The sequence below is a fragment of the Kitasatospora sp. NPDC057595 genome, assembly GCF_042800875.1.
GTDB lineage: Bacteria > Actinomycetota > Actinomycetes > Streptomycetales > Streptomycetaceae > Kitasatospora.
The window spans coordinates 77,432-102,766 of sequence record NZ_JBHVGL010000001.1 but is presented as its reverse complement, the minus strand read 5'-3'; the positions used below and the strand labels follow the sequence as shown (position 1 = coordinate 102,766).

General features: G+C 69.5%; 22 protein-coding genes, 1 tRNA gene and 1 other RNA gene. 12 read left to right on the top strand and 12 right to left on the bottom strand.

Going from position 1 to position 25,335, the window contains the following annotated elements; all coding sequences use genetic code 11:
• Positions 1-273: 273 nt before the first annotated feature.
• The 5 genes from ACFU9E_RS00505 to ffs all read right to left on the bottom strand — a co-directional run bounded on the left by ACFU9E_RS00505 (position 274) and on the right by ffs (position 4,518).
• The gene (locus ACFU9E_RS00505) at positions 274-1,014 is read right to left on the bottom strand and encodes a DUF5063 domain-containing protein (protein WP_380679587.1); all 741 of its coding nucleotides are present in this window, start codon (positions 1,012-1,014) and stop codon (positions 274-276) included.
• On the bottom strand, positions 1,007-1,606 hold the full coding sequence (gene recR, locus ACFU9E_RS00500; protein ID WP_030392621.1) for a recombination mediator RecR: 600 nt from the start codon (positions 1,604-1,606) through the stop codon (positions 1,007-1,009). The genes ACFU9E_RS00505 and recR overlap by 8 nt, the downstream gene beginning before the upstream one ends.
• A 177-nt stretch (positions 1,607-1,783) precedes the next feature.
• Entirely contained in the window at positions 1,784-2,122 is a 339-nt protein-coding gene (locus tag ACFU9E_RS00495) for a YbaB/EbfC family nucleoid-associated protein (RefSeq protein WP_380679590.1), read from the bottom strand.
• A 70-nt stretch (positions 2,123-2,192) separates the two neighbouring features.
• A complete protein-coding gene (locus ACFU9E_RS00490) occupies positions 2,193-4,364 on the bottom strand; it encodes a DNA polymerase III subunit gamma and tau (RefSeq protein ID WP_380679593.1) in 2,172 nt (723 codons plus the stop codon).
• 63 nt (positions 4,365-4,427) lie between these two features.
• Positions 4,428-4,518: signal recognition particle sRNA small type (ffs, locus tag ACFU9E_RS00485), an RNA gene on the bottom strand.
• Between the two features lie 134 nt (positions 4,519-4,652).
• Between ffs and ACFU9E_RS00480 the strand changes: the two genes are divergently transcribed.
• Positions 4,653-4,737: transfer RNA gene (locus ACFU9E_RS00480), tRNA-Ser, on the top strand.
• A 284-nt stretch (positions 4,738-5,021) separates the two neighbouring features.
• On the top strand, positions 5,022-6,299 hold the full coding sequence (locus ACFU9E_RS00475) for a hypothetical protein (RefSeq protein WP_380679596.1): 1,278 nt from the start codon (positions 5,022-5,024) through the stop codon (positions 6,297-6,299).
• Between the two features lie 87 nt (positions 6,300-6,386).
• On the opposite strand, the gene ACFU9E_RS00470 is transcribed toward ACFU9E_RS00475, so the two are convergent.
• The 3 genes from ACFU9E_RS00470 to ACFU9E_RS00460 form a co-directional block, all read right to left on the bottom strand.
• Positions 6,387-7,637 carry a tyrosine-type recombinase/integrase gene (locus ACFU9E_RS00470; protein ID WP_380679599.1) on the bottom strand — a complete coding sequence of 417 codons (1,251 nt, stop codon included), beginning with the start codon at positions 7,635-7,637 and terminating at the stop codon, positions 6,387-6,389.
• 10 nt (positions 7,638-7,647) lie between these two features.
• A complete protein-coding gene (locus tag ACFU9E_RS00465) occupies positions 7,648-7,953 on the bottom strand; it encodes a helix-turn-helix domain-containing protein (RefSeq protein WP_380679602.1) in 306 nt (101 codons plus the stop codon).
• A 333-nt stretch (positions 7,954-8,286) separates the two neighbouring features.
• Positions 8,287-8,808: a helix-turn-helix domain-containing protein gene (locus tag ACFU9E_RS00460; protein ID WP_380714690.1), complete on the bottom strand. Its 522-nt coding sequence runs from the start codon at positions 8,806-8,808 to the stop codon at positions 8,287-8,289.
• A gap of 258 nt (positions 8,809-9,066) precedes the next feature.
• Here ACFU9E_RS00460 and ACFU9E_RS00455 point away from each other — a divergent pair, with 258 nt between their 5' ends.
• The 7 genes from ACFU9E_RS00455 (at position 9,067) to ACFU9E_RS00425 (ending at position 17,274) form a co-directional block, all read left to right on the top strand.
• A complete protein-coding gene (locus ACFU9E_RS00455) occupies positions 9,067-10,617 on the top strand; it encodes a DnaB-like helicase N-terminal domain-containing protein (RefSeq protein WP_380679608.1) in 1,551 nt (516 codons plus the stop codon).
• 820 nt (positions 10,618-11,437) lie between these two features.
• Positions 11,438-12,754: a helix-turn-helix domain-containing protein gene (locus ACFU9E_RS00450; RefSeq protein WP_380679611.1), complete on the top strand. Its 1,317-nt coding sequence runs from the start codon at positions 11,438-11,440 to the stop codon at positions 12,752-12,754.
• Between the two features lie 103 nt (positions 12,755-12,857).
• A complete protein-coding gene (locus tag ACFU9E_RS00445) occupies positions 12,858-13,064 on the top strand; it encodes a hypothetical protein (RefSeq protein WP_380679614.1) in 207 nt (68 codons plus the stop codon).
• A 70-nt stretch (positions 13,065-13,134) separates the two neighbouring features.
• A complete protein-coding gene (locus tag ACFU9E_RS00440; protein ID WP_380679616.1) occupies positions 13,135-13,875 on the top strand; it encodes a hypothetical protein in 741 nt (246 codons plus the stop codon).
• Between the two features lie 2 nt (positions 13,876-13,877).
• Positions 13,878-15,182, top strand: a complete 1,305-nt coding sequence (locus ACFU9E_RS00435) for a UDP-N-acetylglucosamine 1-carboxyvinyltransferase (protein WP_380679619.1) — start codon at positions 13,878-13,880, stop codon at positions 15,180-15,182.
• Between the two features lie 2 nt (positions 15,183-15,184).
• Positions 15,185-16,228 carry a serine hydrolase domain-containing protein gene (locus ACFU9E_RS00430; RefSeq protein WP_380679622.1) on the top strand — a complete coding sequence of 348 codons (1,044 nt, stop codon included), beginning with the start codon at positions 15,185-15,187 and terminating at the stop codon, positions 16,226-16,228.
• Positions 16,229-16,239: 11 nt separating this feature from the next.
• On the top strand, positions 16,240-17,274 hold the full coding sequence (locus ACFU9E_RS00425) for a UDP-N-acetylmuramate dehydrogenase (RefSeq protein WP_380679625.1): 1,035 nt from the start codon (positions 16,240-16,242) through the stop codon (positions 17,272-17,274).
• Between the two features lie 286 nt (positions 17,275-17,560).
• On the opposite strand, the gene ACFU9E_RS00420 is transcribed toward ACFU9E_RS00425, so the two are convergent.
• Positions 17,561-19,012, bottom strand: coding sequence for a hypothetical protein (locus ACFU9E_RS00420; RefSeq protein ID WP_380679628.1), 1,452 nt, complete (start codon positions 19,010-19,012; stop codon positions 17,561-17,563).
• A gap of 268 nt (positions 19,013-19,280) precedes the next feature.
• Positions 19,281-19,478 carry a hypothetical protein gene (locus ACFU9E_RS00415; RefSeq protein WP_380679631.1) on the bottom strand — a complete coding sequence of 66 codons (198 nt, stop codon included), beginning with the start codon at positions 19,476-19,478 and terminating at the stop codon, positions 19,281-19,283.
• A gap of 224 nt (positions 19,479-19,702) precedes the next feature.
• Here ACFU9E_RS00415 and ACFU9E_RS00410 point away from each other — a divergent pair, with 224 nt between their 5' ends.
• Together ACFU9E_RS00410 and ACFU9E_RS00405 are read left to right on the top strand one after the other, a co-directional pair.
• Positions 19,703-20,503, top strand: coding sequence for an HNH endonuclease (locus tag ACFU9E_RS00410; protein WP_380679634.1), 801 nt, complete (start codon positions 19,703-19,705; stop codon positions 20,501-20,503).
• Positions 20,500-21,804 carry a GNAT family N-acetyltransferase gene (locus ACFU9E_RS00405; protein WP_380679637.1) on the top strand — a complete coding sequence of 435 codons (1,305 nt, stop codon included), beginning with the start codon at positions 20,500-20,502 and terminating at the stop codon, positions 21,802-21,804. Before ACFU9E_RS00410 ends, ACFU9E_RS00405 begins: the two co-directional genes overlap by 4 nt.
• A 264-nt stretch (positions 21,805-22,068) precedes the next feature.
• Here the strand turns inward: ACFU9E_RS00405 and ACFU9E_RS00400 are convergent, their stop codons facing one another.
• Positions 22,069-22,416, bottom strand: a complete 348-nt coding sequence (locus ACFU9E_RS00400) for an HNH endonuclease (protein ID WP_380714689.1) — start codon at positions 22,414-22,416, stop codon at positions 22,069-22,071.
• Between the two features lie 987 nt (positions 22,417-23,403).
• Complete coding sequence (locus tag ACFU9E_RS00395; RefSeq protein WP_380679643.1) at positions 23,404-23,571, bottom strand: hypothetical protein; 168 nt, start codon at positions 23,569-23,571, stop codon at positions 23,404-23,406.
• Between the two features lie 354 nt (positions 23,572-23,925).
• Between ACFU9E_RS00395 and ACFU9E_RS00390 the strand changes: the two genes are divergently transcribed.
• Positions 23,926-25,170, top strand: a complete 1,245-nt coding sequence (locus ACFU9E_RS00390) for a serine hydrolase domain-containing protein (protein ID WP_380679645.1) — start codon at positions 23,926-23,928, stop codon at positions 25,168-25,170.
• The last annotated feature ends 165 nt before the right edge of the window (positions 25,171-25,335 follow it).

Below are 25,335 nucleotides of genomic sequence, written 5' to 3'. Positions count from 1 at the left end.
CGGGTGGCGGGGGCAGTGCGGTCGGCGCCAGTCTACCGAGCGAGGGTGCTCCGCCCCCCGCTTTCCATATGATGAGACACACGTTTCGGCAGGTGAGCGGGGGTGCGGATACCCGGACCGGCAGGTCTGCGGGCGGGCCGCCGCCGTTCCGGAGAATCGGCGGACGAACGGACGGACGCCCCGGGGTTTTCCGCCCCGGGAGGCGGAGTGAGGCTTCCGTCACAGTCCGCGGCCCGGCCCGGCGCCGAGGCCCCGCCCGGGCCTCCGCCGCGGCTACCGCCCCAGCCCCAGCTCCGCCGCCATGAGGTCGCCGGCCTGCTGCTCCAGCTGCTCGTCGGTGAGTCCGTCGTTGTCGGTGTCGGCGCCGTCCGGCGCCGCCCCGATCGGGCTGTCCAGCCGGACGTGCGCGATCAGCGACTGCAGCGCCCGCAGCACGGCCGTGCAGGTGGTGCCCCAGTTCGACAGGTACGAGAACTGCCACCACCAGAGCGCCTCGCTGACCCGGCCCTCGCGGTAGTGGGTCAGCCCGTGCTGCAGCTCGCCCACCACCCCGGCCAGGTCGTCCGAGATCCGGAAGGCGTTCGGCTTCTCCGGCGGCCCGTACGGGTCGAACACCTCGTGGTAGACGTCGATCGGCGCGAGCAGTTCGGCCAGCCGCTCGCGCAGCTGCTCGCCGTCCGGCTCCGGCCCGGCGTCGGGCTCGAAGCGGTCGTCGGGGACGACGTCCTCGATGGCGCCCAGCCGGCCGCCGGCCAGCAGCAGCTGCGAGACCTCCAGGAGGAGCAGCGAGACGGCGCTGCCGGGCTCGTCACCCTTGGCGACCTCGGTCACCGAGAGCACGAAGCTCTCCACCGAGTCCGCGATCTGCACCGCGAAGTCGTCCGGCTCCGAACCGTGCCCGTGCGTGTGCGGGGCGTGCGGATCGTGCTGCGCGTCCTGCGGGCCGCGCCGGTCCTCTTCCGGTCCGGCCTGGTGGGGCGCGTGGGGCTGCTGGTTGATCGTCCGGTCAGACATCGAGCAGTCGTCTCCCTTCGAAGGCGCGACCGAGCGTGACCTCGTCCGCGTACTCCAGATCCCCGCCGACGGGCAGGCCGCTCGCCAGACGGGTCACCTTCAGGCCCATCGGCTTGCAGAGCCGGGCCAGGTAGGTGGCGGTCGCCTCCCCCTCCAGATTGGGGTCGGTGGCCAGGATCAGCTCGGTGACCGTGCCGTCGGCGAGCCGCGCCAGCAGCTCCCGGATCCGCAGGTCGTCCGGGCCGACGCCCTCGATCGGGCTGATCGCGCCGCCCAGCACGTGGTAACGGCCGCGGAACTCCCGGGTGCGCTCGATGGCGACGACGTCCTTGGGCTCCTCGACGACGCAGATGACAGCGAGGTCACGACGCGGGTCGAGGCAGACCCGGCACTGCTCGGCCTCCGCGACGTTGCCGCAGACTGCGCAGAACCGCACCTTGTCCTTGACCTCCAGCAGCGCGTGCGCCAGCCGGCGGACGTCGACCGGGTCGGCCTGCAGGACGTGGAAGGCGATCCGCTGCGCGCTCTTGGGCCCGACGCCGGGCAGCCTGCCCAGTTCGTCGATCAGGTCCTGAACCACGCCCTCGTACAACGTCGCGCCTTCCCTCGGGTTGGACCGGTGGCACCCGCAGGGGGTGCTCCGGTGCCATCATCCAACGAATCGGACGCCGGGCACACCGCCCGACGCCCGACTCCCGCATAAATCACACAGGTCCATCGGCTGAACTCCGGACCGTCACGGCCCCTCTCGGGCCGCCCCTGACCACGCTCAGAACGGCAGGCCCGGGATCCCGCCGCCGAGGCCCTGGGTCAGCGGGCCCATCCGCTCGGCCTGCATCTTCTGCGCGGCCTGGTTGGCGTCCCGGACGGCCGCCAGCACCAGGTCCGCCAGCGTCTCGGTGTCCTCCGGGTCCACGGCGGCCGGGGCGATGGTGAGCGCCACCAGCTCCCCGGAACCGCTCACCGTCGCCTCGACCAGGCCGCCGCCGGCCGAACCGGTCACCTTGGCCTCGGCCAGCTCCTGCTGCGCCTGGGCGAGGTCCTGCTGCATCTTCTGCGCCTGCTTGAGCAGCGCCTGCATGTTGGGCTGGCCACCACCGGGAAACACGGCTCACTCCTTGCGTTCGGTCTGCGCTTGCTACGTCCTCTGGTACGTCCTCGACGAGCCTACGTGCTGGTCAGTTCCCACCGTGCCGGATCTCCTCCAGCACCGTGGCACCCAGCTCGCGGATGATCAGCTCCTGGCCGGAGAACGCCTCCTCGTTGAGATCGGGGTCGTCCTCCTCCGGGATGTCGTCCTCCGGAGCCACCACCCGCGCCGGACGCGCCGGGGCCGCCGGAGCCGCCGGCGGCGGGGCCTGGACGGGCGGGGGCACCGGTGCGACCGGCGCCGCCTGCGGCTGCGGAACGGGCGCGGCCACGGGTGCGGGCGCGGGCACCGGAGGGGCGGGCTGCACCGGGGGCGCGGACGCCACCGGACGCGCCGGCGCGGCACCCCAGCCGCCCCCTCCCCCGCCGCCGCCGGCGCTGCCCGTGCCACCCGTGCTGCCCGTGCCGCCCGACGGGTCGACGATGCACTCGATCCGCCAGTCCACGCCCAGCGCGTCGGACAGCGCGGACCGCAGCACGTCGTCGCTGTTGCTGCTGACGAAGCTGTCGCGGGCGCCCGCGTTGATGAACGAGACCTGGAGCACGCTGCCGTCGAACCCGGCCACCTGGCCGTTCTGGCTGAGCAGGATCCAGGTGAACCGGCGCCGGTTCTTGACCGCCTCCAGGATCTGCGGCCACAGCTGCCGCACCTGCGCGGCGCCCTGCTGCGCCGCCGCCGACGGCTGCCCACCGGCCGCCGCGACCGGCGCGGGGGCCGGGGCGGGAGCGGGGGCGGGGGCCGGGGCCGGGGCCACCGGAGCGGGCGCGGCTGCGGGTGCGGGCGCCGGCGCCTCCCCGCCCGGCGAGAAGCTCCGCTTGATCGGCCACGCCCCGGGCGCCGGCCCGGCCGGCTGCGCGGGCGCGGGCGCGGGTGCCGGCGCGGCCTGCACCGGCTGCGCCACCGCCTGCTGCACCACCGGCGCCACCGGCTGCTGCACCGGCTGCGCGACCTCCGGCATCACCACCGGAGCGACCGGAGCGACCGGCGCCATCCCGGCACCCGCCGCCAGGCCACCGACCGTCCCGCCGGCCAGCCCACCGGCCGCGGCCCTGCGCTCCAGCTTGTCCAACCGCGCCTGCAACGACAGCTCGTCGCTGTACGCGCCCGGAAGCATCACCCGGGCGCAGATCAGCTCCAACTGCAGCCGGGGCGCCGCGTTGCCGCGCATCTCCGTCAGCCCGGTGTTGACGATGTCCGCCGCCCGGCTCAGCTCGGCCGCCCCGAAGGCGTCCGCCTGCGCCTGCATCACCGCGACCCGGTCCGCCGGGGCGTCGATCAGCCCCTTCTCCCCCGCGTCCGGCACTGTGGCGAGGATCACCAGGTCGCGGAGCCGCTCCAGCAGGTCCGTGACGAACCGCCGCGGGTCGTGCCCGCCCTCGACCACCCGGTCGACCACCTGGAACACGGTCGCCCCGTCGTGCGCGGCGAACGCGTCCACCACCTCGTCCAGCAGCGCCGAGTCCGTGTACCCGAGCAGCGCGGTGGCCATCTGGTACGTGACGCCACCCTCGCTCGCGCCGGCCAGCAGCTGGTCCATCACCGACATCGAGTCACGCACCGACCCGGCCCCCGCCCGCACCACCAGCGGGAACACCGAGTCCTCGACCTGGATCCCCTCCCGGCCGCACACCTCCGCCAGGTAGTCGCGCAGCGTGCCGGGCGGCACCAGCCGGAACGGGTAGTGGTGCGTCCGGGACCGGATCGTCCCGATCACCTTCTCCGGCTCGGTGGTCGCGAAGATGAACTTGAGGTGCTCCGGCGGCTCCTCCACCACCTTCAGCAGCGCGTTGAAGCCGGCCGAGGTCACCATGTGCGCCTCGTCCAGGATGAAGATCTTGTACCGGCTGTGCACCGGCGCGAAGAACGCCCGCTCACGCAGCTCGCGCGCGTCGTCCACACCACCGTGCGAGGCCGCGTCGATCTCGATCACGTCGATCGACCCGGGCCCGCCCGTGGCGAGGTCCCGGCAGGACTGGCACTCGCCGCACGGCGTCGGCGTCGGCCCCTGCTCGCAGTTCAGACAGCGGGCCAGGATGCGCGCACTCGTCGTCTTGCCGCAGCCGCGCGGGCCGCTGAACAGGTAGGCGTGGTTGACCCTGTTGTTGCGCAGGGCCTGCTGGAGCGGAGCGGTCACGTGCTCCTGCCCGATGACCTCCGCGAAGGTCTCGGGGCGGTAGCGGCGGTACAGGGCTAGGGACACACCACCGACGATATCGGGACGGACCGACAAACGCGGCCTCCCCCGGCCCCGCCCCGGGAACGCAAGGACCCCTCGCGCACCCGCCAGAGCTCTCCTACCCTTGCTGCCTTCCGGCCCTGGGGGGGTTCAAAAAGATGGCGCCACACGAGGGGCTGCCCCCAACACTACCGGATCCCGGCCCCACCCCTCCACCACCACCCCCACCCCCGCATCCGCAGGCCACCCCCACCCCTCACCCCCGACATACGTGGTCGCGACCACCCCAAAACATGTACTAAGATCTCCCTCGGAGGATTCGCCTAGAGGCCTAGGGCGCACGCTTGGAAAGCGTGTTGGGGGCAACCCCTCACGAGTTCGAATCTCGTATCCTCCGCCTCTGCCCACCTGGGCAAACGATGGCCCCGACCGCCTAGCGGTCGGGGCCATCGTCGTCTCGTGGTCTCAGTTTTGGTCTCAGTCGCCAGCTGGATCCATCCGACTGGCCCCCGCGCCATGACGGAGTAGCCACGGTGAGGCCAGCAGATCCACCCCTGGTGCGCCGTCGCCACCGCTACCACTGGCCAACTCCACCAGCTTCACGATCAGGGCCGTGGCGGCTGTTCGATGTGACCGGAAAATTGTCAGGTGCGGCAAGGGGGACACACCTAGCATCTGTGCATGACCTCAGATGACGCCGCGCAGCCGTGTCCGATGCCCAACGCCCATCGCCGGCTGATGGATTGCCACGCCCAATGGCACCGGCTGCATGAGGTGTACTTCGACCCGCACGAGTTCAGGTTGACCATGAACTCGTTGGTCCAGAACCTGCGGAATGTGACCTGGCTGCTGCAAAAGCAGAAAGCTCAACTCATCGGCTTCGACGAGTGGTACACGCGGTTCCAGCAGAGTTCCGGCAGCAATGAGATCATGCGGTGGATCGTGAAGTCGCGTAACCGCATCACGAAGGAGGCTGATCTAGAGCTTCTCAGTGAGCTTCAGGTCGTATGGCATCAGGACTGGCTTCAGCGCGCCATTGGCACGTCATCGAAGTATCCGCCCAGGATGTCGATCCGAGAGATCACAAACGACGTCATGCAACGCTACCGGCCGCCCTTCGGGACCATGACCGTCAGGCGGCGCTGGGTGGACAAGGCGTTGCCCGCGTGGGAGCTCCTGGATGCGACGAGCGAGGCGTATACGCGACTCGAAGAGTTGCTCGCCGAAGGCCACTTGGTGGCTGGCGTGCCTGTGTGCGACCTAGAGACACATGACCGAGAGTGTGTGACGTCGAGCCTTCAGGTATCAGGCACGCGCCCGCACTGCATGCTGGACGCCAAGGACGATCTGGAGGCTCATTTCGACTTGGTGGAAGGTGTCGAGATCGAGTCCACCTCCTTGGTCATCGAGCGTGACGAAGAGATGATCGCAAAGTCCGTTGAGCGTTACGGCAGTCGGGCCGAGATTCCGACCAGCGGACCCATCGACGCCGTACCGGGGTTCATGGCGAACGCTCGACGGCTCATGGAGACGGACGGAGAGCATGGAACCTTCGTATTTCTTTACCGAGGAGGCACGCTGATCAAAATGGGTGGGCTCGTCTTCTACAACCAGAACTCGAAGATCCTCGCCTTCGAGAAGCTGGCCAGTCAGGTGAAGGCCATGAACGCCGATGGGGTACTTGTAATCGCGGAGTCGTGGTTTGCGTTTCCCACCAAACGGGAGGAAGAGCTGGGGACCGTATTCTTCCCAGCTCGGGACCGGCTGGATCGCATGGAAGCGCTGACGGTGTACGCGGCCACTCGCGACGGTAAGACAGCTGGGCAAATCTCGCTGGTCACGCGTGATGCCTCCGGGCGAGCGATCTGCGCAGAGCCGGATGACATGGACGACGCAGTGGTGAACACACTGGCCCCCATCCTCAGAATCTGGGCCGAGATGGACTCGTCGACAGGCTGACGCTGCTGGCGAGAGAGCCGCACCAGGACGGGCGCTGCCGCCCTGCTTCAACTGCACATGCAACTCAAGCAGGGCGGCAACGGTCATTCATGCCTTATGGTCTGCCAACAGTGACTGGTTGCCCTGCTCCGTCGCCCCACCCCACAGCGCCACGCCGATCTTCCTGCCGACGTCGTTCAGCATCGGCTCGGTGACGTGCTGATAGCGCTGGGTCATTGAGGTCGAGGACCAGCCCATGATCGCCATCACAATCCGCTCGGGGACGCCGAGCAGGAGCAGGACGGTCGAGGCGGTGTGGCGGGCGTCGTGGAGGCGGCCGTCGCGGATGCCGGCCTCGCGCAGGAGCCGCTTCCAGTGGTGGTAGTCAGTGCTGGGGTTGAGCGGCTCGCCGGTCTCCGAGGTGAAGACGTAGCCCTTGTCCGTCCAGAGGTCGCGCGCGAGCGCCCGCTCGCGGTCCTGCTCCTCCTTGTGCAGCCGGAGGATCACGACGAGTTGCTCGGGCAGCGGCACCGCGCGTCGCCCGGCTCGGGACTTGGTGTCCTTGGTCTCGCGGCGGATCGGCTCCTTCTGCGGGCAGAAGCCGGGCTTCCTCCCGCAGCGGTCGCCGCAGCCGTGCTGGTACTTGGGCCGCAGCCGGCCGCGCTTGACCCAGGCGACGCCTCGGACGAAGTCGACGTCCTTCCACTGGAGCCCGAGCACCTCGCCCTGCCGCAGGCCGAGGGCAAGCGCGAAGATCCAGCGGGCGGAGTTGCGGCGCTTACGCGCCGTCTCCATAAGCGCCTGGACCTCCTCGATCTCGAACGGCTCGACCTCCTCCTCCTCGAGCTTCGGGGCCTTGGCGATCGTGGCCACGTTACGGGTGAGGTGTTGGCGCCGTACCGCCTCGCCGAGGGCTACCCGGACCGTGCGGTGGGCCTGGTGGGCAGTCCCGGCGGCGCTGCCACTGGCCTGCATCTTCTTGTAGAAGCGCTCCAGGTGCTCGGGCTCCAGCTTCTCCAGTCGGTGCGCGCCGAGGCCGGGAACGAGGTGCACGCGGACAGCGACCTCGTATCCGGCGTACGTGTTCTCGCCGACAGTGCCGGGCACGATCTCGGTGATCCAGTGGGTCAGCCACTTGCCGACCGTCCACTTCTGGCCGGCCTTGGGCACGGTGCCGTTGTCGCGCAGCTTCTCCAGCTTGCGGACCTTGGCCGTGACCTCGAGGCGGGTCTTGGCGCTGACGTGGCGGCGGTCGGGGGTGCCGTCGTCCTTGACGCCAACCGTGACGCGGCCGTGCCAGCGGCCGTCGCTGCCCTCGTAGATCGAGGAGTCGCCGTTGGGTTTGCGGGTCTTCGCCATCTGCGCCCCCTCAGGCCGCAAGGGCGACGTTCGAAGCGGCGGCGGCCGTGCGGGCGGCCACGTACTCCTTGAGCGCTTCGGCGGGCACTCGGCGGAGACGGCCGATCGTCACGGACGGGACCTCGCCGGAGGCGACCAGGGCGTACATCGTCGTCCGGCCGACGCCGAGGCGGCGAGCGGCTTCCTCGACCGTGAGGGCGACGAGCGTGGGGTCTGCTGCAACACCGCCCTGATCTGCGATCAGGCGGAGGAGGACGCGCTCGGTAGTGCCGAGAGCGTGGGCCACCCGGGCAAGCTCCAACGATGTTTCGGGCATGGGTGTCCTATCCCGGCGGCGCTTTCGGCTATGCGCCGCCGTTGTCGGTGTTCCAGGGATGGGCGAAATCGGTTGTATGGGCCCGCGTTGTGACCCCGGCGTTCGTAGCGCCGAGGGTCGCGGAAGGCATGACGGGTCGAGGCTCCACGGGCGGGCAAAGCCCGTGGTCGGACCGGCGGGAGGGGACGTTAGCGGTTGATTACGGCCGCACCAAACCACCAAACGTCCAGCATGATCTGGTCCTCATTGGATCAGCGGCAGGAGTGACGTGCGGTCTCGGCAGCGCGCAGAAGGCGCCCTCAAGCGACCAGGGCCGCCATTGGGGGCGACGGGCTACGTTGCGGCTCCCGGGTCGACGAGACCCTGGGCGTCGGACGAGCCGGGCGGAAAGCTCGGCGATCGGTGGTCGTCACCAGCCTCGTCAGCCACGATCCGGGTGATCATCGCGCTGATGAGTTCGGCGAGGTTCGGGTGGGCTGCGCCGTAGGCATCGAGCGCGTCATGGGCGCGATCCATCTCCTTGCGAGCGGCGACGGACTTCTGCCAGCTCTCGGCGAACTCGGCCAGCAGCCGCTTCACGTGAGCGTTCGCGGCGATCTCGGGCGGACCGACCAGGTTGTCCAGGGAGATGTCGAAGACCTTGGCGAAGCCGATGGCCTCGTCCAGGTTGACTCTCCGGCGAGGTTCGCCGCTCTCGATGCGCCACACCGCCGACTGGTTGAGCGGGTAGCCGGCCTCAGTCAGCCGCTCGGCGAGCGTGGCAGTACTCCACCCGCGCGCCTCGCGCTCCATCTTGATGCGCCGGGCGACGTTCTCTTCCCCTTCCAGTCGCTGTCTCGGATCCGCGCCAGCCACGGTCAACCCTCCATGCATCGTCGTTAAGCCCATTTGCAATGCGCCGAGCACGACGTTAACGTGATGCAAAGCGAAACGCAACTAAGCCGAACCGCATCGCGAAGCCGGGCCAGCCACCCGACATCGCGGACAACGCAAAGGCCCCCGGCGCTACGAACGCCGAGGGCCGAAGCAGAACCTCGAAACCGCCCATCCCTGGAACAGTCGACAACGGAGGAACCGGGTAGCCGCCCAGCGCCTCCGAGTGAGGACACCGCTGTGGACAAGCCTACGGCCCCGCCGTCAAAGCCGTCATCCAACGACCGGCGACGGGGCGACGCGTCGAACGCTCACGCTGGCCCCGCCCTCGGGGAACCACCGCACAACGTCGACGCCGAACAGGCGGTCCTCGGTGCCTGCATGCTGAACCACCAGGCGGTGGAGCAGGTCCGCGGCATTCTGGACGCGGGCGACTTCTACCGGCCCGCCCACGAGACCATCTGGCGCGCGATCCTGGCCCTGCGCGCCGAGGACGCGCCCACCGACCCCATCGCCCTCACCGACCACCTGCGGGCAAGGGGAGACCTCTCCCGCATCGGGGGCGCGTCGTACCTCCACAAACTCGTCGCCGTCGCGCCGCCCTCGGCCGACAACGCCGACCACTACGCGCAGATCGTGCGCCGTGACGCCCAACTGCGGTCACTGCATGCCACCGGCATCCGCACGGTCCAGCACGCGCTGACTCCGGGCGCCGACCCGGACGAGATCCGTACGGCTGTCGAGACCGAGATCCGTGCCGAGCACGAACGCGCCCTGGCCTCCGGCAACAGCCGCCTGTCCCGCTACATCGTCAACGGCTGGGACTTCGTCACCAAGACCGGCGCGGACAAGGAGCCCCTGTGGGGCACCCGCGAACAGACCGCCTGGGCCTCCGGCGAGAGCCTGATGATCGTCGGCGCGCCCGGCGTCGGCAAGACCACCATCGCCCACCAGGTCGTCCTCGCCCGCCTCGGTCTCCAGGCCGCCGTCCTCGACCTCCCCGTCGCAGAGGGAGAACGCGTCCTCTACCTCGCCATGGACCGCCCCCAGCAGATCGCCCGCGCCATGGCCCGCCGCATCCTGCCTGCCGACGAGGCCCACCTGCGCGACCGCCTCGCCGTGTGGCAGGGGCCGCTCCCCGCCACCCTCGACAAGGAACCCGATCTCCTCGCCGAACTCGCCGCCGCCCACCGCGCCGACACCATCGTCATCGACAGCCTCAAGGACGCGGTCAGCACCCTCGTCGACGACTCCCTGGCCGTCGCCTTCAACAACGCCCGCATGCGGGCCCTGCGCGCAGGCGTCCAGATCATGGAGCTCCACCACCAGCGCAAGGCCACCGCCGACGCGCCACGCGGCCAGCGACCCACCCTGGACCGGGTGTACGGCTCGACCTGGCTGACCGCCGGAGCGGGCAGCGTCCTGTTCATCGCCGGAGAGGCCGGCGACCCGGCGGTCACCATCCACCACCTCAAGACCGTGACCGGCGAGATCGGCCCGCTGCCGGTCGTTCACGACCACCAGCGCGGAACCACCTACGTCGAGCCGACCCTGGATCCGGTCACCCTCCTGCGCGCTGCCACGGACGGCCTGACCGCTCGTGACCTGGCGACCGCCCTGACCGGCGAGGCCAATCCCGACCGCGCCGACATCGAGAAGGCCCGCCGCCACCTTGACCGCCTGGTCAAGAGCGGGCTGGCGGTCAAGGCCGAAGGCACCGCCGGCGGCGCCGGGGGCGGCCAGCAGGCCCGTTACCGCCCCTCCGCCCGGCACATCACCGCCGTCTCCTGACTGCCAGCGCGGTGACCGGGGACAGCGCAGTGACCGAGTCCCCGGTCAGTCCTTCGTACTGACCGACCGCAGTGACCAGAGTTCCGGTCAGCCCGGTGGCTGCGACCGACCGGACTGACCGGGGTGACCGCCTCGGCCAGCGGGCAGCGCCGACCATCGCAACCGCCCCGCCGGTGAACGGGCGGATCATCGCCACCACGGGGCACCTTCCGGGCGTGGACCGCACACGGGACCGTCCACGCGCGCCTTCCGCAGAGGGCCCTGCGAGAGCCGTTCACACCGTCCACGCTCGGCAAAGAAATCACAGGTAGAGCGATCACGGAGGCGCACACGCCGTCCACGCGACCCAGCGTTCACGCGCGAGCCCCCCTCTAATAGGGGGCTCGCGTGTACGCCCCGTCGTGAACGCCCTGCCGTCGAGGAGATGGCCGAGCTTCCACCGCACGCCGTAACGTCCACTGGCCCGGCCTGCAAGGCTCACCCACATCTCGAACTGACGTCAGACCAGCGGAAGCCGGAGCAAGTTGTGGGATAAGCGATGCTTACCCCCGGCACCGCCAAGGCGGAGCAAGTTGTGAGGCAAGGAGTCCTTACCTCGCCTGCACCTCGCAGCGGATGGAGTTGCCCTCGCCCAGGGGTGCGAGGACAACGCAAATAATCTTCAGGGCAAGATCTTTAGGGGCCAGCAAGGCGCAGCCCGACCCAAGCCCGCCGGACAGTGCGGTGAACGCTGGCACGGTACTGAAAGCCCCACACCGCGGCCCCCGACCACCGGTACGGTAGCGATCCGTAGCGGCTTCAACACGGCATGGGGGCCAGCGTGAGGGGCAGTGGCATCACGTTCGGCAAGTTCATCGCGCTCCGTCGCGCCGAGATGGAGTGGACCCAGCTCCGTCTCGCCACTGAGCTCGACCGCAGCGAGGTCTGGATGTCGCTGGTCGAACGGGACTTGCAGCGAGTGAAAGACCTGACCCTGCTCCGGCGCCTCGCGCAGGTACTGCGCTGCGATCTCAGCGAGCTGATGGCCTTACCGCAACCGGCCTCCGACCGGCCAAGGTCCCGCCCTCGCAAGTCCACCTCCGTTACGCTGACGAGCAGTTCCGCTGCCGAGGAGGACGATGTGCGACGCCGCCCGTTCCTGACCCTGGCGGCTGCCGCCCTGTTCACCCCGGTCGCAGGCCAGCAGGCCGCACACGCTGAGACGACCTCACCGCTGGCCGGTCTGGAAGATCTGCTGCTCTACGGGACGGGACGGGTTCCGGCACCCCGCAGCGAGCCGACCCACGAGTCCGTCACCGCTTCTCTCCTGACGTCTCGTCGCGAGTTCAAGGAAGCACAGTACGACGCGCTCGCCGAGGCCCTGCCGAGCCGGATCGCCGCCGCCCAAATTGTCGGTAGCACCGAGGAGCGGGCCGTGAACGTCGCCCAGCTCTACAACCTCGCGGTCCGACTGTGCATCAAGATCGGCGACAACAACCTGGTGGCCATCACCGCCGACCGCGCGCTCACCGCCGCCCGGGACGGCGGCGACCCGCTGGTGGTCGCCGAGGCACAGCGGATGGTGTCCAGCGCCTGGCGTCGGCAGGGCAGCCTGGCCCGAGCAACCGACATCGTGGTCGTCGCCGCCGAAGACCTCCTCGTCGACACCACGGTGCCCGAGTCCGCCCGACTGGCCGCCCGTGGTGATCTGTACGCCACCGCGGCCTACACCGCCGCAAAGACCGGAGACCGGGCCTACGCGCACTCGCTAATCCGGGAGGCCGCCGACAGCGCCGCAGCCGCCAGCCGGGCCTCCGGCCTGATGGACGGCGTCCAGGGCGTCGCCCTGCACGAGTTGTCGGTGCACTACGAGCTCGGCGACGCCGGCCGGGCGATCGAACTGGCCTCCACGATCGACCCCACCGCGCTGCCGACCGCCGAACGTCAAGCGCGCTTCTTCACCGACGTGGCCCGCGCGTTCGACCAGTGGGGCAAGCCCGAACAGTGCTACCGGGCTCTGTTGGCCGCCGAGGAAGCAGCCCCGCAGGAAGTCCGCCGGGGTGCCGTCCGCGACCTCGCCAGCACCCTGCTGCGGCACGACCGCAAGCTGCCCGGAGTCCGGGACTTCGCCACCCGCGCGGGCGTGCAAATCATCTGATCCGTAGCCGGACTACGGGCCGTAGTCCGGCTACGGATCCGGCCCTTCGCCGGGCAGTTCACTGGGGAGCGTCCACCCCTCCCCCGCTGCCGAAGGCCCTCCCATGCCAACGCCCAGCACCTCCCCGCCGCCCGCCAGCCGGCGCCACGCCGCCCCGGCGGACCGCGACCGGCTCGGCACCTTCCTCACCGCATCCTGGGCCGCCCTGCACCTGCCTGTGCTCACCCTCCTCGGCCTGGCTGTTCACCACCACCCGGCCGACGCCAGCCTCCAGAGCGCGGCAACCGCGCCCGACGTACCCGCCTCCTGAGGCACCTGGGGGCCGCCGCGCCGACCCCGCCCTCCTTCTTCCACTCGCTCGCCCGAGAGGAGACCCAGCCATGCACCGGCTGACCGACGCGTCCGCGCTGCACACCGAGCTGGAGCGCATCGACTACCGCACCACCCCCGCGTACTACGTCGACATCGAGCACGTCACCGACCCGGTCGTGTTGGAGCTGCTGAACTGCTGCCCGACCGTGTTCGGCCTCAAGAAGGCCATCACCAACCTGCTGGCCGGCGACCTGGACATCCCGCTGCCGGACGCGACCGGGACCATCGAGCCCGGCGCCACCGTTCGGGGCCACGTGATCGTGGCGCCCGGAGCTGTCATCGCCGAAGGCGCGTACGTCACTGGCCCGGTGCTTGTCTGCCCCGGCGCGGTGATCGAGGCCGGCGCCCGGGTGCGCGACAACACCGTCGTCGGCCCCGGCTGCCAGATCGGCTTCGGCGCCGAGGTCACCCGCTCCCTGCTGACCGGTGGCGTCTTCATGAAGCACACCAGTTTCGTCGGGGACTCCGTGCTCGGCCTCGGCGTCAACATCGGCGCGTTCGTGTCCACCACCGGCCTGCGGGTCACCTCCGGGCCGGTCACCGAGCCGGCCACCGAAGAGGTCTGCGCCCACCTCGACGGCCGGCGAATCGCCACCGGCCAGACGAAGTTCGGCGCGGTGATCGGCGACGGCGTGATCGTTCCCGCCGGCACCGTGCTCCAGCCCGCCACCCTGATCGGCGCGCACACCCTGCTCTACCCGAAGACCCAGGTCGGGGGCTTCTTCCCGGCCGGAAGCCAGGGAAGGTGACCATGCCCACCACGGACACCACCACGACGACCAACCAGCGGGCCGTGCGGATCACCGGAGGCCGCCGCCTGGCCGGCACCACCACCGTCCAGGGCAGCAAGAACATCGCCCTGCACCTGTACGCCGCCGCGATCCTCGCCGACGACCCGCTCACCCTGACCGGTGCGCCCGAGATCCTGGACACCCTGGTCGTCGCCGACATCCTGCACCGCACCGGCACCCACGCCACCGTGACCGGCGACGAGTTCGCCACCCGACCGGCCGACTCCTACTTCCCCGTCATCCCGGACGACCTCGGACGGCGCATCCGCACCACCGCGGTGATGGGCGGAGCCCTGCTGGCCCGCGCCGGCAAGGTCACCTTCCCCACCCCCGGCGGGGACGCCTTCTGCGCCCGCTACATCGACCGGCACCTGGCCGCGATGGAAGCCGCCGGGGCCGAGGTCGAGGTGAGCCGGGGCCGGGTGCGGGCCCGCTTCACCGGCAAGCGGCTGCCGTTCATCACCGACGCCGAGACCCGCTCCTGGGGGCCGAGCCTGGGTGCGACGGTCACCGCGATGCTGCTGGCCGCCCGCACCCCGGGCACCTCCTCGATCCTCAACCCCAGTGTGGAGCCCGAGGTCACCCACACCGCCGCCCTGCTCTCGCAGGCCGGCGTCGGCATCGAGTGGCGGGGCAGGACGGCCCTGAACGTCACCGGCACCGACCGCATCCGGGGCGGGGTGTTCACCGTGCCGCCCGACCGGCTGGAGGCCGCCACCCTCGCACTGGCCGCCGCCATCACCGGCGGCACCGTCCACCTGGACGGCTTCCCGCCGGCCGCGTTCCCGGACGGGCTGGTGTCGGTGTGCGCCGACGCCGGAATCCAGCTCGACCCGCTGAACGGCGGCACGGCCGTCAGCACCCCGGCCGGGCCTCGGCCGGTGCAGATGGCCACCGGCCCGCACCCGGGCTTTCCGACCGACGTGCAGCCGCAGCTGACCGCCTTCCTCACCCAGGCCGAGGGCACCTCCCGCATCGACGAGCGGATCTACACCCAGCGCGACACCCACCTGCCGGCCCTGGCCTCGTTCGGCGCGGCCGTCAACGCGACCGACTCGGTCATCACCGTCCGGGGCCGCTCCGTCCTCACCAGAGCCGGCGTGGCCGGGGAGGACATCCGGGCGGTGACCGCGCTCGTGATCGCCGCCCTCGCCGCCGAGGGCACCTCTACGATCCGAGGGATGTATCACCTGCGGCGCGGATACGGCAGCCTGCTGCCGAAGTTGGCCGCGCTCGGTGCCGACCTGACGATCGACCAGGAGTAGCCGTGACCCTCACCGTGCCGTGGAAGCCGAACGCGCTCGCCGACATGCGCGAGTGCCTGGACCTGATGACCGCTGACGGCACCGTGCCCGGCGGAGTCGTCGCCCACGGCACCTTCGACACCGAGCCCGGCTACCTGGCCTCCGGCATCGTCGCCCCCGAGTGCGGCGACGCCCGGCCGGGGCCGGACACTGTGTACGACGTGGCCTCGCTGACGAAGGTCCTGGCCACCTGGCCGCTGGTCGGCGCTTCCCTCCTCGACGGCTTCACTCTGGACACCCCGATCCGCGAACTGCTGCCCGACATCCCGGCCGACGCCCCCGGTGGCCAGGTCACACCCCGGCAGATCCTCTCCCACACCTCCGGCCTGCGCGCCGACACCCGCCTCGACCAGTACCGGGGCCGCACCGAACCGCTGGCCCAACTGATCTGCGCAGAGCCGCTGATCGCCGGCCCCGGAGCTGGACACCGCTACATCAACCGCGGCTTCATCCTCCTCGGCCTGGCCCTGGCCCACCACCGCTGCCAGCGCCTGGACGAGTTGGCGGCCGACCTCTGGCAGCACATCGGCATGCCGAATACGACGTATGGACCGATGCTCCGCTCCGCTCAGGTCGCCCCGACCGAGCAGCGCCTGCCCGGCGGCCCCCGGCTGTGGGGCATGCCGCACGACGACAACGCCGCCCTGCTCGGCGGAGTCGCCGGCCACGCCGGGGTGTTCACCACCCCGGCCGACCTCGCCGCCTTCGCCACCCACCTGCTGACCCCGCACGCCGCTGGCGCTCCCCTGGGCCGCTGGCTCACCCACAGCATGCAGCCGCAGGCCGAGATCGAGCCGGGCCTCGACCGTGGCCTGGCCTGGATCCTCGCCGACGAGGGCAGGGTCGCCTACCACCACGGCTTCACCGGGACCAGCCTCTACCTCGCCCCGGCCAGCGGCCGCTACCTGGCCATCTGCACCAACGCCGTCTACCACCACCAGGACAACCGCACCCGCCTCGCCCCACTGCGGACCCTCGCCCTGAAGGCGATCACCGACGAACCCTAGGAGGGCCACCCGTGCCCAGCACCACGCTCGCATCCCTCACCACCCTGCGGCTCGGAGGCCCGGCCAGCGACGTCCTGCAGATCGCCGACCCCGACGACTGGTTCGAACTGGTCCGCACGATCGGCGACCGGCAGGAGGACGCGCCCCTCACCCTCGGCCACGGCAGCAACGTCATCGCCTCCGACACCGGCCACGAGGGCACCGTCGCCGTGATGAACACCCGGGGCATCACCGTGAAGCGGGTGGACGACGACACGGTGGCCGCGACCGTCCAGGCCGGCCACCCGCTCGCCGACCTCGCCCAGTGGGCCGCAGCCGAACACCTCGCCGGGATCGAGTGCCTGGCCGGCATACCCGGCACTGTCGGGGCCGCCCCCGTCCAGAACGCCGGAGCCTACGGCCAGCAGGTCTCCGACACCCTCGACCACCTCACCGCCTGGGACTGGGACATGGGCCGCCTGCGAACCCTGCCCGCCCAGGCATGCCGCCTCCACCACCGCGACAGCCGTTTCAAGAACGACCCCGGCCGCTGGACCATCCTCACCGCGACGTTCCACCTCACCCGCTCACCGGCTGCCCCGATCAGCTACCAGCCGCTCGCCGACGAACTCGGCGTCCACGTCGGCGCCCGACCGCCCGTGGCCGAGGTGGCCACCGCCGTCCTCGCCAACCGTCACCGCCGTGGACTTCTCCTCGACCCCCACGGCCCCGATGCCCGCCAGGCCGGATCGGTCTTCCTCAACCCACCCGTCACCGCCGCCCAGGCCGCCCGCTGGTCGGCCGCCGGCTGTCCGGTCCACACCGACAGCGACGGGCACCTGCGGGCCAGCGCCGGCTGGCTGCTGGAGCACACCGGCTACCGCCCCGGCTACAAGATCGCAGACGGTATCCGCTGCTCGGAACGCCGCACCCTCACCCTCACCGCCCACGACGGCGCCACCGCAACGGGCTTCGCCCAGGCCCTCACCGAGCTCTCGACCCAGGTCGAGATCGCAACCAGGATCAAGCTCCGGCCCGAGCCGACGTTGGTCGGCGCCTGGGCATAAGGAGCCTCGTGGGAACCAAGACCTCCATGACCGCCGAGACCGCACCCCTCCGCACCTCCATCGGCAGCCACGGCGACGGCAGGCGTCGACACTTCGCCCGAGGCACCGGCGACCCACCGCTGCACACCCTTTCCGCCCCGCATAGCGCTTCCCGTCACCACGAACAGAAACCGACGGGTTCCCGGAATCCGGAAGAAGAACAGCCACGAACCCTCCGCAGAAGGTCTGTTCTGACCGGAAGCCTGCAGCGGGTGTTCGTGGCTGTTCTGTGGGGACTGCTTGGTTCTCAGCTCGGCAGCGCGGCGAGGTGACGCTTGATACCGGAGTCGAGACGGAGCTTGTCCGGGGTGCCCGGGAAGTCGCGGACCGCCTGCAGGAGCTCGCGCTCGGGCCGTCCCGTGATCTTGACGTCGATGACGTTCAGGAGCTCGTCCCACTTCTTCTGGGACAGCTGACGCTGCAGCTGGCTTGAGATCTCGGCGTCGGCGAACGCTCGGAGGGCGAGCGATGCCTGCTCCGGGTCGAAGCGGCTGATCAGGTCCAGGTAGATCTCGTTGGCCGCGAACGCCTCACCGTGGCCGTTGGTGAGGAACACCGTGATCAGGGTTTTGACGTACTGTCGCGCGAGGCTGTCCGGGACCGCCCCGTGTTCTCCGACAAGTTCAGCGAGGCGTCGCGCCACTCGGGGCTCGTTGTAGAAGTTGTCCCGGGCGAGATGCACGTTCAGCAGGTCTTCGACCGCCTCGGCCATCTCTGCAACCTTGATCTCGTCGGGCAGGTAACTTCCGCCCTGGACAAGGTCGATGAGTTGGCGAGCGAGGACGGCCTGAGCCTGGTCGGCGTTGGCCAGGAAGCGCGCGAGGCGGGTGCCAACCCAGAACCGGGTGTCCTCAGAGACGTAGGGCCAGAGCTTCGGCCAGAGGTCGCGGATGTTGTCGAGGGTGTGCGGCTCACCGCCGATGGTGGTGTAGACCCCGAAGAGTCCGATGGTCAGGGTGTCCGCCTGCTCCCCAGGGAGCCCCTTGAAGAAGACCGCTGCCTGTGCCAGGTAGCTGCTGTCCAGCCTGTCAGCCTGGACGTTGACCAGCAGCTTCTTGATCTCGGCGACGACGGTGTTGTGCGGGAGCGTGATCACCTCGCGGATGCACGTCTCCAGCCAGTCGGCGAGTTGGAGGCCCGTCAGCGAGACCTGGTTGGGGTGGGCCGCGCTGGCGTAGTTGCGCATGAACCGGATGTGGTCGACCTGGTGATAGCCGACGTCGCTGATGAGCCCGATTTCCCGAGCCCCGCTGAGGAGCTTCGCGTCGTCGAGCTTGACCAGGTCCTCGGCTGTCTTGAGCTCCTTGCGGCGGCTCTCGCTCTTCTCCGCGACGGCGTAGAAGTACGAGATGTCGTAGCCGATCACGCGCTTCCGCAGCTCGATGACCGTCTCGTCCCAGAGGTAGTTGAGCGCCGCATCGAACAGCCCGACGGAGCCCGCCATGATCATCTTGGCTATGTAAGCCGACCGCGCCCGCTGTTCATCGTTCAGGCCGGCCAGGGCGTGCTCGGTGGTCGCCAGCAGGGCAATCCGGTGGTTGAGGGCGACCAGGACGTCCTCGGTCGGCAACCCCAGGTCGTCGAGCCGGGTTAGGATCAGGTCCTGGAAGTCTCGGAGCCCGTCAAGGGCGTTTTGCGGCTCTCGTCGTACGACTTCTCCGGAAGCGCTGGCAGCTGGCAGCGACTCACTCTCTGTCATGCCGGAAGGGTAGGTCCAGGATGGTGCCGGTGTCGCCGGATTTCACCTGATTGTCAGTTGATCACGCCTGGATTGGATCGACCTTCTCGTCCGGGTGGGCGGCGGCCACGTACATCTCGTGGCGGTCGCGCTGCAGATGCTGAGGATGCGCATGAGGCGGACCGGGTCGGCGGTTTCCCGGGCCTCGTCGTAGATCCGGTCCTGCCGGGGCTTGCCTGCGCTGATGCTGGTCCACTCGAACGGGTTCTTGATGCCCCTTCGACCGTGCTTACTCTGCCGGTGGAGCTGATTCGTTGGCTGAGCGCTCGACGAGACCGCTGAAGAGGATCTCCGCGAGCCGCCGCGTCTTCCGCTCCGGCCACTCTTCGACCTCGAAGTGGACCTCAGTCTCGCCCTTCTTCCAGCAGTTGTACTGGCCTACGGAGGTCCCCTGAGGGTGGTCGCACCCGGCCGGTTCCTTCTTCATGTCTGGAGCATCGCACAACTCAGGTCTCGGGATGAGAGGTTCAACTGAACGCACCCCGTGGCGTTCACGGGCTCTCAATCTCGTATCCTCCGCCTTTGCCCTTCGTCGTCCCGTGGTTGCAGTTGGTTGCAGTTGCCGAGATCCAGTGGGAACGGCCGGCAGCCCCCGGCCGAACCGTCGCATTCGCACCCGCTGGGCACCACTCCTCTGGCAGGGTGCTGTGCATGGCCGTGTCCGAGAAGACCCGGAAGATCATCTGGGGTGAAGCAGGCGGCAGGTGCGCAATCTGCCGGGTGCAGGTGGTGGCGCCCGGGACGGACTGGGACGACCCCTCGGTCTTCGGCGAGGAGGCCCACATAGTCGCCCGCTCGAAGGGCGGGCCAAGAGCCGGTGCGTTGGACGACGCGTCCATCGACAGCCATACGAACCTGGTCCTGCTGTGCAGCAAGCATCACAAGCAAGTAGATGACCAACCAGGCCACTTCACGGTGGATCTGTTGCGCGAGATCAAGGCCGAGCACGCCGCATGGACGCGCTCGCTCGGCGCGGCCACGCCAGGCCGGCTGAGGCTGGTGCCCGACCCGGCTTTCCCGCAGCCCCGGAGGCTGAAGCTGATCACACGCGGAAGCCCGCTGTGGAACATGATCAAGCCGAGTATGAGCTTCGAGTACGCGCTGCCAGACTGTCTCCCCGAGGAGGATGAAGACCTCATCTTGGAGTTCCTGGGCCTAGTCCAGGACTACTGCGACATTGCATCCGAGCTGACCGGCGTGCGTGAGAACCGCGACGCCGAGATGGCATTGCAGAGCTACCTGAGCAAGCTCGCCGAGCGCAGCTTTCTGGTGGGCGCCTTCGTGCGCCACATGATCCTGACCGATAGCTCAGGTCAGGAGGGCACGCCCTGGCTCATGCTCCGCGTGGAGGTCCTACCAGCTTCGCACGCCACGATCACCGACGAGAGCGGCAGGCTCCAACCCGATGAGCAGCTGAGTGCGGGGGTACCTGACGAGGAGCAGAGCGCATGACTGAGCGGACGATCTACCTCGACCCCGATCGACGACGCGCCCCCAGTTCTCGGAAGATCCATGTCCGGGCCCACCGCTGGTACGCCCTGGTCGAACTGGACCGAGATGGGTACGTCGATACCTTGACCCGGCGGGGAGGCTCCCCAGATCTTCCTACCTCCTATACAGAGGCCGTCACCAGGGCGCAACACACGTCTTTCGATCGCATCCGGTTCGACGGGTATCGGGGCCCGCTCTCGTTCGGCGCCGGGCCAAGCTGGGTCGGCCTGCCAGTTCCCTTTAGCCAGGTCGAGGCGGCAGTGGAAGCGCTGCGCAGCGCTGAGCTCAACCACGACTTCAGCGGACTCCACGTCCTCGCTGATCGACTGGCACTTCCCATCGAGGACTGGCTTGCGCCTGGCGAACGGGAGCTGGTCCGCGGCGTTGACTTCTCCGTACCGCCCGGCATCTTTCTGCGCTTCCTGCGAGGCAAGGCCACGCGGCACGGAGTACGTCTCAATGGTCGAGCAACCGCGGGCAGTGTTTGGGTTCGCCCGACGCTGCCAGCGGTCGAGAAGCTAAAGCGGGAGCTGTTTCCTGAGCAGCACCCCGGCTGGGAGGACCGATGGACCGGGTACATCGAGCAGGACGGCGCGCCGGTCCGGCCATGGGTAGGCGGCGGAGATCGGAATCTCAGTTACGGCGCCATTCCTGTCCAGTTCCGCAGCGTGGAGACCCCCGACGGCGGCAAATGCCCCTGCGGCATGAGCCTGCAGGGCGACTGGGACGGCGGCAAGAAACACACCTCTCACCATGGGGCATGGGCGTTCGGCGTCCGGGCACCCAGGAACCTGGACTGGTGGGCCGACTTGGCCGTCGTAACGACGGAATCGCCGATCGCCTGGCGGAAGCTGACCCACCAGATGGGGCGGATGCCGCAGAAGGAGAACCACTACGACTTCAACTCATGGTCCGACCTTGCCGAGCCCAAGAAGACCCTGGACAACGTCCGGGCGTACCTACTGAAGGCCAACGAGCACGTCATCGGCTACCTAGCCGCCCGTGACACCAGCCAGCACATCCGCTGGGACCTGACGGACGGATCAAAGGACGGCGACGAGGACGACACTCTGCGCCCGCTCATCGACCTGATCTGGGTGGCGGACTCCTATCGCCGACAGGGCGTTGGCGCCAAGCTCGTACAAGCCCTCGCCGACGACTTCGGGTGCCAGGTCACCGACGTGTCCTGGTCGTGGCCAGTCAGCGACGCCGGCCGACGCCTCGCGCGCCGGGTCTCACCTGGTGCCATCTGGGTCGGTTGAAGCACCGGCGCGCATCCTTGTTGCCCTGCACGATCCCCCAATTGGGCGGCGCAGGGGATACCACCTCCGCAACTCACCCAACCCGTAAGTTCAGGGTTCGAGCCCCTGGCAGCCCACGCACAGCCGCCCAAGTCGGACGGCGTCCGGCCCAATCCACTTCATCCCACGGTATTCCCCTCTACCTCACCTTCGAGCAGGCCAAGGTCCTTGAGGTCTGGAGCCAGTAGCGTGAGAGCGGTTGAGGCGGCCCGACGCGGCGCATCGTCAAATGCCAGCGTACGCGTCCACGTCGCTGAGCTGTCGCTCGTACTCAGCCGCCACCTTTTCGGATGCGGCTACAGCTCTGAACACTCGCGTCTGATCCCACTCAATCAGCAGACGGTCACTCTTGCTCGCATTGCAGGACCGGCAGGCGGGGACGAGATTCGACGGATGCTCCCAACCTCCGTGCCCTGATAGCGGGCGAACGTGATCTATCTCAGTCGCCTCATCACCGCAGTACACGCACGGTCCTTCCGCCCTGACCCTGGCGTACTCCTCAGCTGAGACAGGCCCAGCGACCTGGGCGGCTAGCTTCCGAGCGCGGTAGGCGTTGCCACTCGAACGGGACATCGCCGCTCGTACGGTGGCTGGAAGTTGGCGCCACCAGCACCGGCCACACCGGGAAGTACGCATGTGGAAGGTTTCACCGCAGTCAGGACACTCACGCTCAGACTTGCGACACTCGTTGCACGCGCTCCGATCACCCCAGTAGACCGTTGCGCAACCGCCCACGGTGCATTCTCGTTCAAACGTTCGACATGCGATGCAGCGCACAGTCGTACCGCGATAGACGTTGAAGCACTCCTCTGCGGCACACTCCCGAGTCTTAGCTCGGTGGTGCCAGCAACGGCTCTGCGTGCCTCTGAAGACCGTCGAGCAGTTCGGGGCCACGCACTGTCGCACGGGAGTCAGGCAGGTACGGCAGTGCAGCGCGTTGCCCCGGTAGACGTTGGCGCAGCCCGGAGAGGCACAGCTCCTATCTTTGGCACGACAGGCGGAGCACACGAGGTTTGACGCTGCGGTGATGGTGTTATCGCATCCCGGGGCGCTGCAGGTCCGCGTGGGGTAGCGGTGACGCGAACAGAAGCGACTGCCAGCAGCCCAGAACTTGGCGCCGCAGCCACTGTGGGCGCAAACATGTTCCTTGGTGCGGCACCGCGTGCAGTATCGGTTTGTGGCAGTGAACACCGCGCTGCACGTCGGCGTGGCGCACTCGCGCTCCACCCTCGCCATGTCGCCCCCAAGCCCAGTGATAGTCCGCGGCGAGCATAGGAGCTGGCTCTGACAATGTGGAGCCAGCTCCACGCCAGCCGCAGAAGCCGGCCTACAAGACTCTGGTCTCAGTTTTGGTCTCATTCGCTGGAATTCGCCGGGGTTCAGACCACGCGCCCGGTCACACTCCGGCGCAGGCCAGGACGGGCGTGAACCCAGACGGACCCCGTTCGTGAGAATTGGAAAGCGTGTTGGGGGCAACCCCTCACGAGTTCGAATCTCGTATCCTCCGCCTTCACGAAGGCCCGGACCGCTCAGCGGCCCGGGCCTTCGTCGTTCACAGTCTCAACGCCCCGGCTCGGGAGCCTTCGGGCTTCCGCCGTCCGCGCCCTTGGCCACCTGCCAGATAAGTCCGCCCACGCGCTTGGCCACATCCTTGAGGATGCGGCCCGCCGCGTGCTGGTAGCGCGCGGCCGTCGCCGTGGACGACCAACCCGTGATCTGCGTCACCATCCGCCCGAACGGTCCCGAACGCGCGGGAGCCGATCGCCAGTGCGGCGGGGCCGACGCCGGAGGAGATCCGGGAGGTTCTGGTTGAACCCCCTCCTCCCCTCCGGGAACGGCGGCGATGCCGTGGGCGCCGCCTTCGTAGACCTTTCGGAGAACCCCCACCGCTGAACCGACGTCCGCCGCCACCCGGCAGGCCGTCCCCGACCTGAGGCCTACCCGTCCAGGGGGAGACCTCACGCCAGGGATCGGTTGCGGACGGCACCTGCGGCGGAGGACTGGTCCCGGAGCGAGCTGACAGGGTGTCACCAAGGGGGCGGAGGCCGGCAGGGCGCCGCCCGTTCGGAAGGGGCGGGACACATGACGGGGAACAACGGCACTCTGTCGGACTACGGCACACCAGGAACGCGACCGCGCCGCCAGCGGCTCCGGTTGGCCGTGACGGCGCTGGTCGGCGCCGGCCTGCTGGCCACCGCGGCCCCGGCCGCGTCGGCCACGTCGGCGCAGGGTGTCCCGGCCGACGGCGGCCCGAGCCCGACGGCCGGGAGCAGCGCCGCCCGGGTGGACCGGGACACCCTGAACGCCGCAGTGGCCGCCATGGTGAAGCAGGGCGGCGCCTCGGCCGCTCTGGGCGCCGTCCAGGAGGGCTCCCGTCCGGTGTGGAGGGGCGCGGCCGGCACCTCCGAGGTCGCCACCGGCGCGCCGGTCGACGAGAACGGCCGGTTCCGCATCGGCAGCGTCACCAAGGCCTTCGTCTCCACGGTGGTCCTCCAACTCGCCGGTGAGCACCGGCTGGGCCTGGACGATCCGATCGAGCGCCTCCTGCCCGGTGAGGTGCCGAACGGCGCCGCCATCACCGTGCGCCAACTGCTCAACCACACCAGCGGCCTGCCCAACCACACCGGCGCCCCGGCGTTCGACTTCAGCAAGCCCGACTGGGCCGAGCGCGGCCGGTGGAAGAACTACCGGGCCCAGGACCTGGTCGACATCGCCAACACCTTCCCGCCGTCCTCGGCTCCCGGCGCAGCGTGGAACTACTCCAACACCAACTACGTCCTGGCCGGGATGATCACCGAGAAGGTGACCGGGCACCCCTGGAACGAGGAGGTGGAGCGCCGGATCATCCGCCCGCTGCGCCTGACCCACACCTCCATGCCCGTCAGCTCGCCGTTCATACCCGGCCCGCACGCCCACGGATACCTCCAGTTGCCCACCGGGCCGGTCGACGTCACCCTGGAGAACCCCTCCTGGGCCGGCCCGGCCGGAAGCGGCATCTCCACCACCGCCGACCTCAACCGCTTCATCGCCGGCCTGCTCGGAGGCAAGCTGCTCCGCCCCGCCGAGCTCGCCGAGATGCAGCGCACCACCGGCCTGGGCGACGGCAAGGACTACGGTCTGGGCCTCATGCGGTACGACACGCCGTGCGGGCTGTACTGGGGCCTCACCGGTGGCATCCCCGGCTACAGCAGCGGCATGTTCGGCTCGGCGGACGGACGGCGCCAGTTCGCCGTGTCCGTGAACTTCTACGACGTCTCCGACCGGGAGGCCGTCGGGAAGGCGTGGCAGGGCCTCGTCGACGCCGGAACCTGCGCCGGCCTGGGGTGAGCGACCGGCGGCGTCCCCCGTTCAGGGCTTGACGGCGCCGGGTGTGCCGTCCGGCAAGGGCTGCCGACCGATCTCCGCTCCCGGGAAGTGGCGTGCGGAGCGCCGAGACAAGTGGTCGCTGTGGAAAGTGTGTTTGAGGCAACCCTCACGAGTTCGAATCCCGTA

Excerpts from the sequence above, each read along its gene's own strand:
- ACFU9E_RS00505 (WP_380679587.1), bottom strand. The coding sequence starts at position 1,014 with ATGTCTGACCGGACGATCAACCAGCAGCCCCACGCGCCCCACCAGGCC.
- ACFU9E_RS00435 (WP_380679619.1), top strand. The coding sequence starts at position 13,878 with ATGCCCACCACGGACACCACCACGACGACCAACCAGCGGGCCGTGCGG.
- ACFU9E_RS00475 (WP_380679596.1), top strand. The coding sequence starts at position 5,022 with ATGACCTCAGATGACGCCGCGCAGCCGTGTCCGATGCCCAACGCCCAT.
- ACFU9E_RS00440 (WP_380679616.1), top strand. The coding sequence starts at position 13,135 with ATGCACCGGCTGACCGACGCGTCCGCGCTGCACACCGAGCTGGAGCGC.
- ACFU9E_RS00415 (WP_380679631.1), bottom strand. The coding sequence starts at position 19,478 with ATGAAGAAGGAACCGGCCGGGTGCGACCACCCTCAGGGGACCTCCGTA.
- ACFU9E_RS00400 (WP_380714689.1), bottom strand. The coding sequence starts at position 22,416 with ATGTCCCGTTCGAGTGGCAACGCCTACCGCGCTCGGAAGCTAGCCGCC.
- ACFU9E_RS00420 (WP_380679628.1), bottom strand. The coding sequence starts at position 19,012 with ATGACAGAGAGTGAGTCGCTGCCAGCTGCCAGCGCTTCCGGAGAAGTC.
- ACFU9E_RS00470 (WP_380679599.1), bottom strand. The coding sequence starts at position 7,637 with ATGGCGAAGACCCGCAAACCCAACGGCGACTCCTCGATCTACGAGGGC.
- ACFU9E_RS00395 (WP_380679643.1), bottom strand. The coding sequence starts at position 23,571 with ATGGTGACGCAGATCACGGGTTGGTCGTCCACGGCGACGGCCGCGCGC.
- ACFU9E_RS00465 (WP_380679602.1), bottom strand. The coding sequence starts at position 7,953 with ATGCCCGAAACATCGTTGGAGCTTGCCCGGGTGGCCCACGCTCTCGGC.
- ACFU9E_RS00405 (WP_380679637.1), top strand. The coding sequence starts at position 20,500 with ATGACTGAGCGGACGATCTACCTCGACCCCGATCGACGACGCGCCCCC.
- ACFU9E_RS00410 (WP_380679634.1), top strand. The coding sequence starts at position 19,703 with ATGGCCGTGTCCGAGAAGACCCGGAAGATCATCTGGGGTGAAGCAGGC.
- ACFU9E_RS00445 (WP_380679614.1), top strand. The coding sequence starts at position 12,858 with ATGCCAACGCCCAGCACCTCCCCGCCGCCCGCCAGCCGGCGCCACGCC.
- ACFU9E_RS00390 (WP_380679645.1), top strand. The coding sequence starts at position 23,926 with ATGACGGGGAACAACGGCACTCTGTCGGACTACGGCACACCAGGAACG.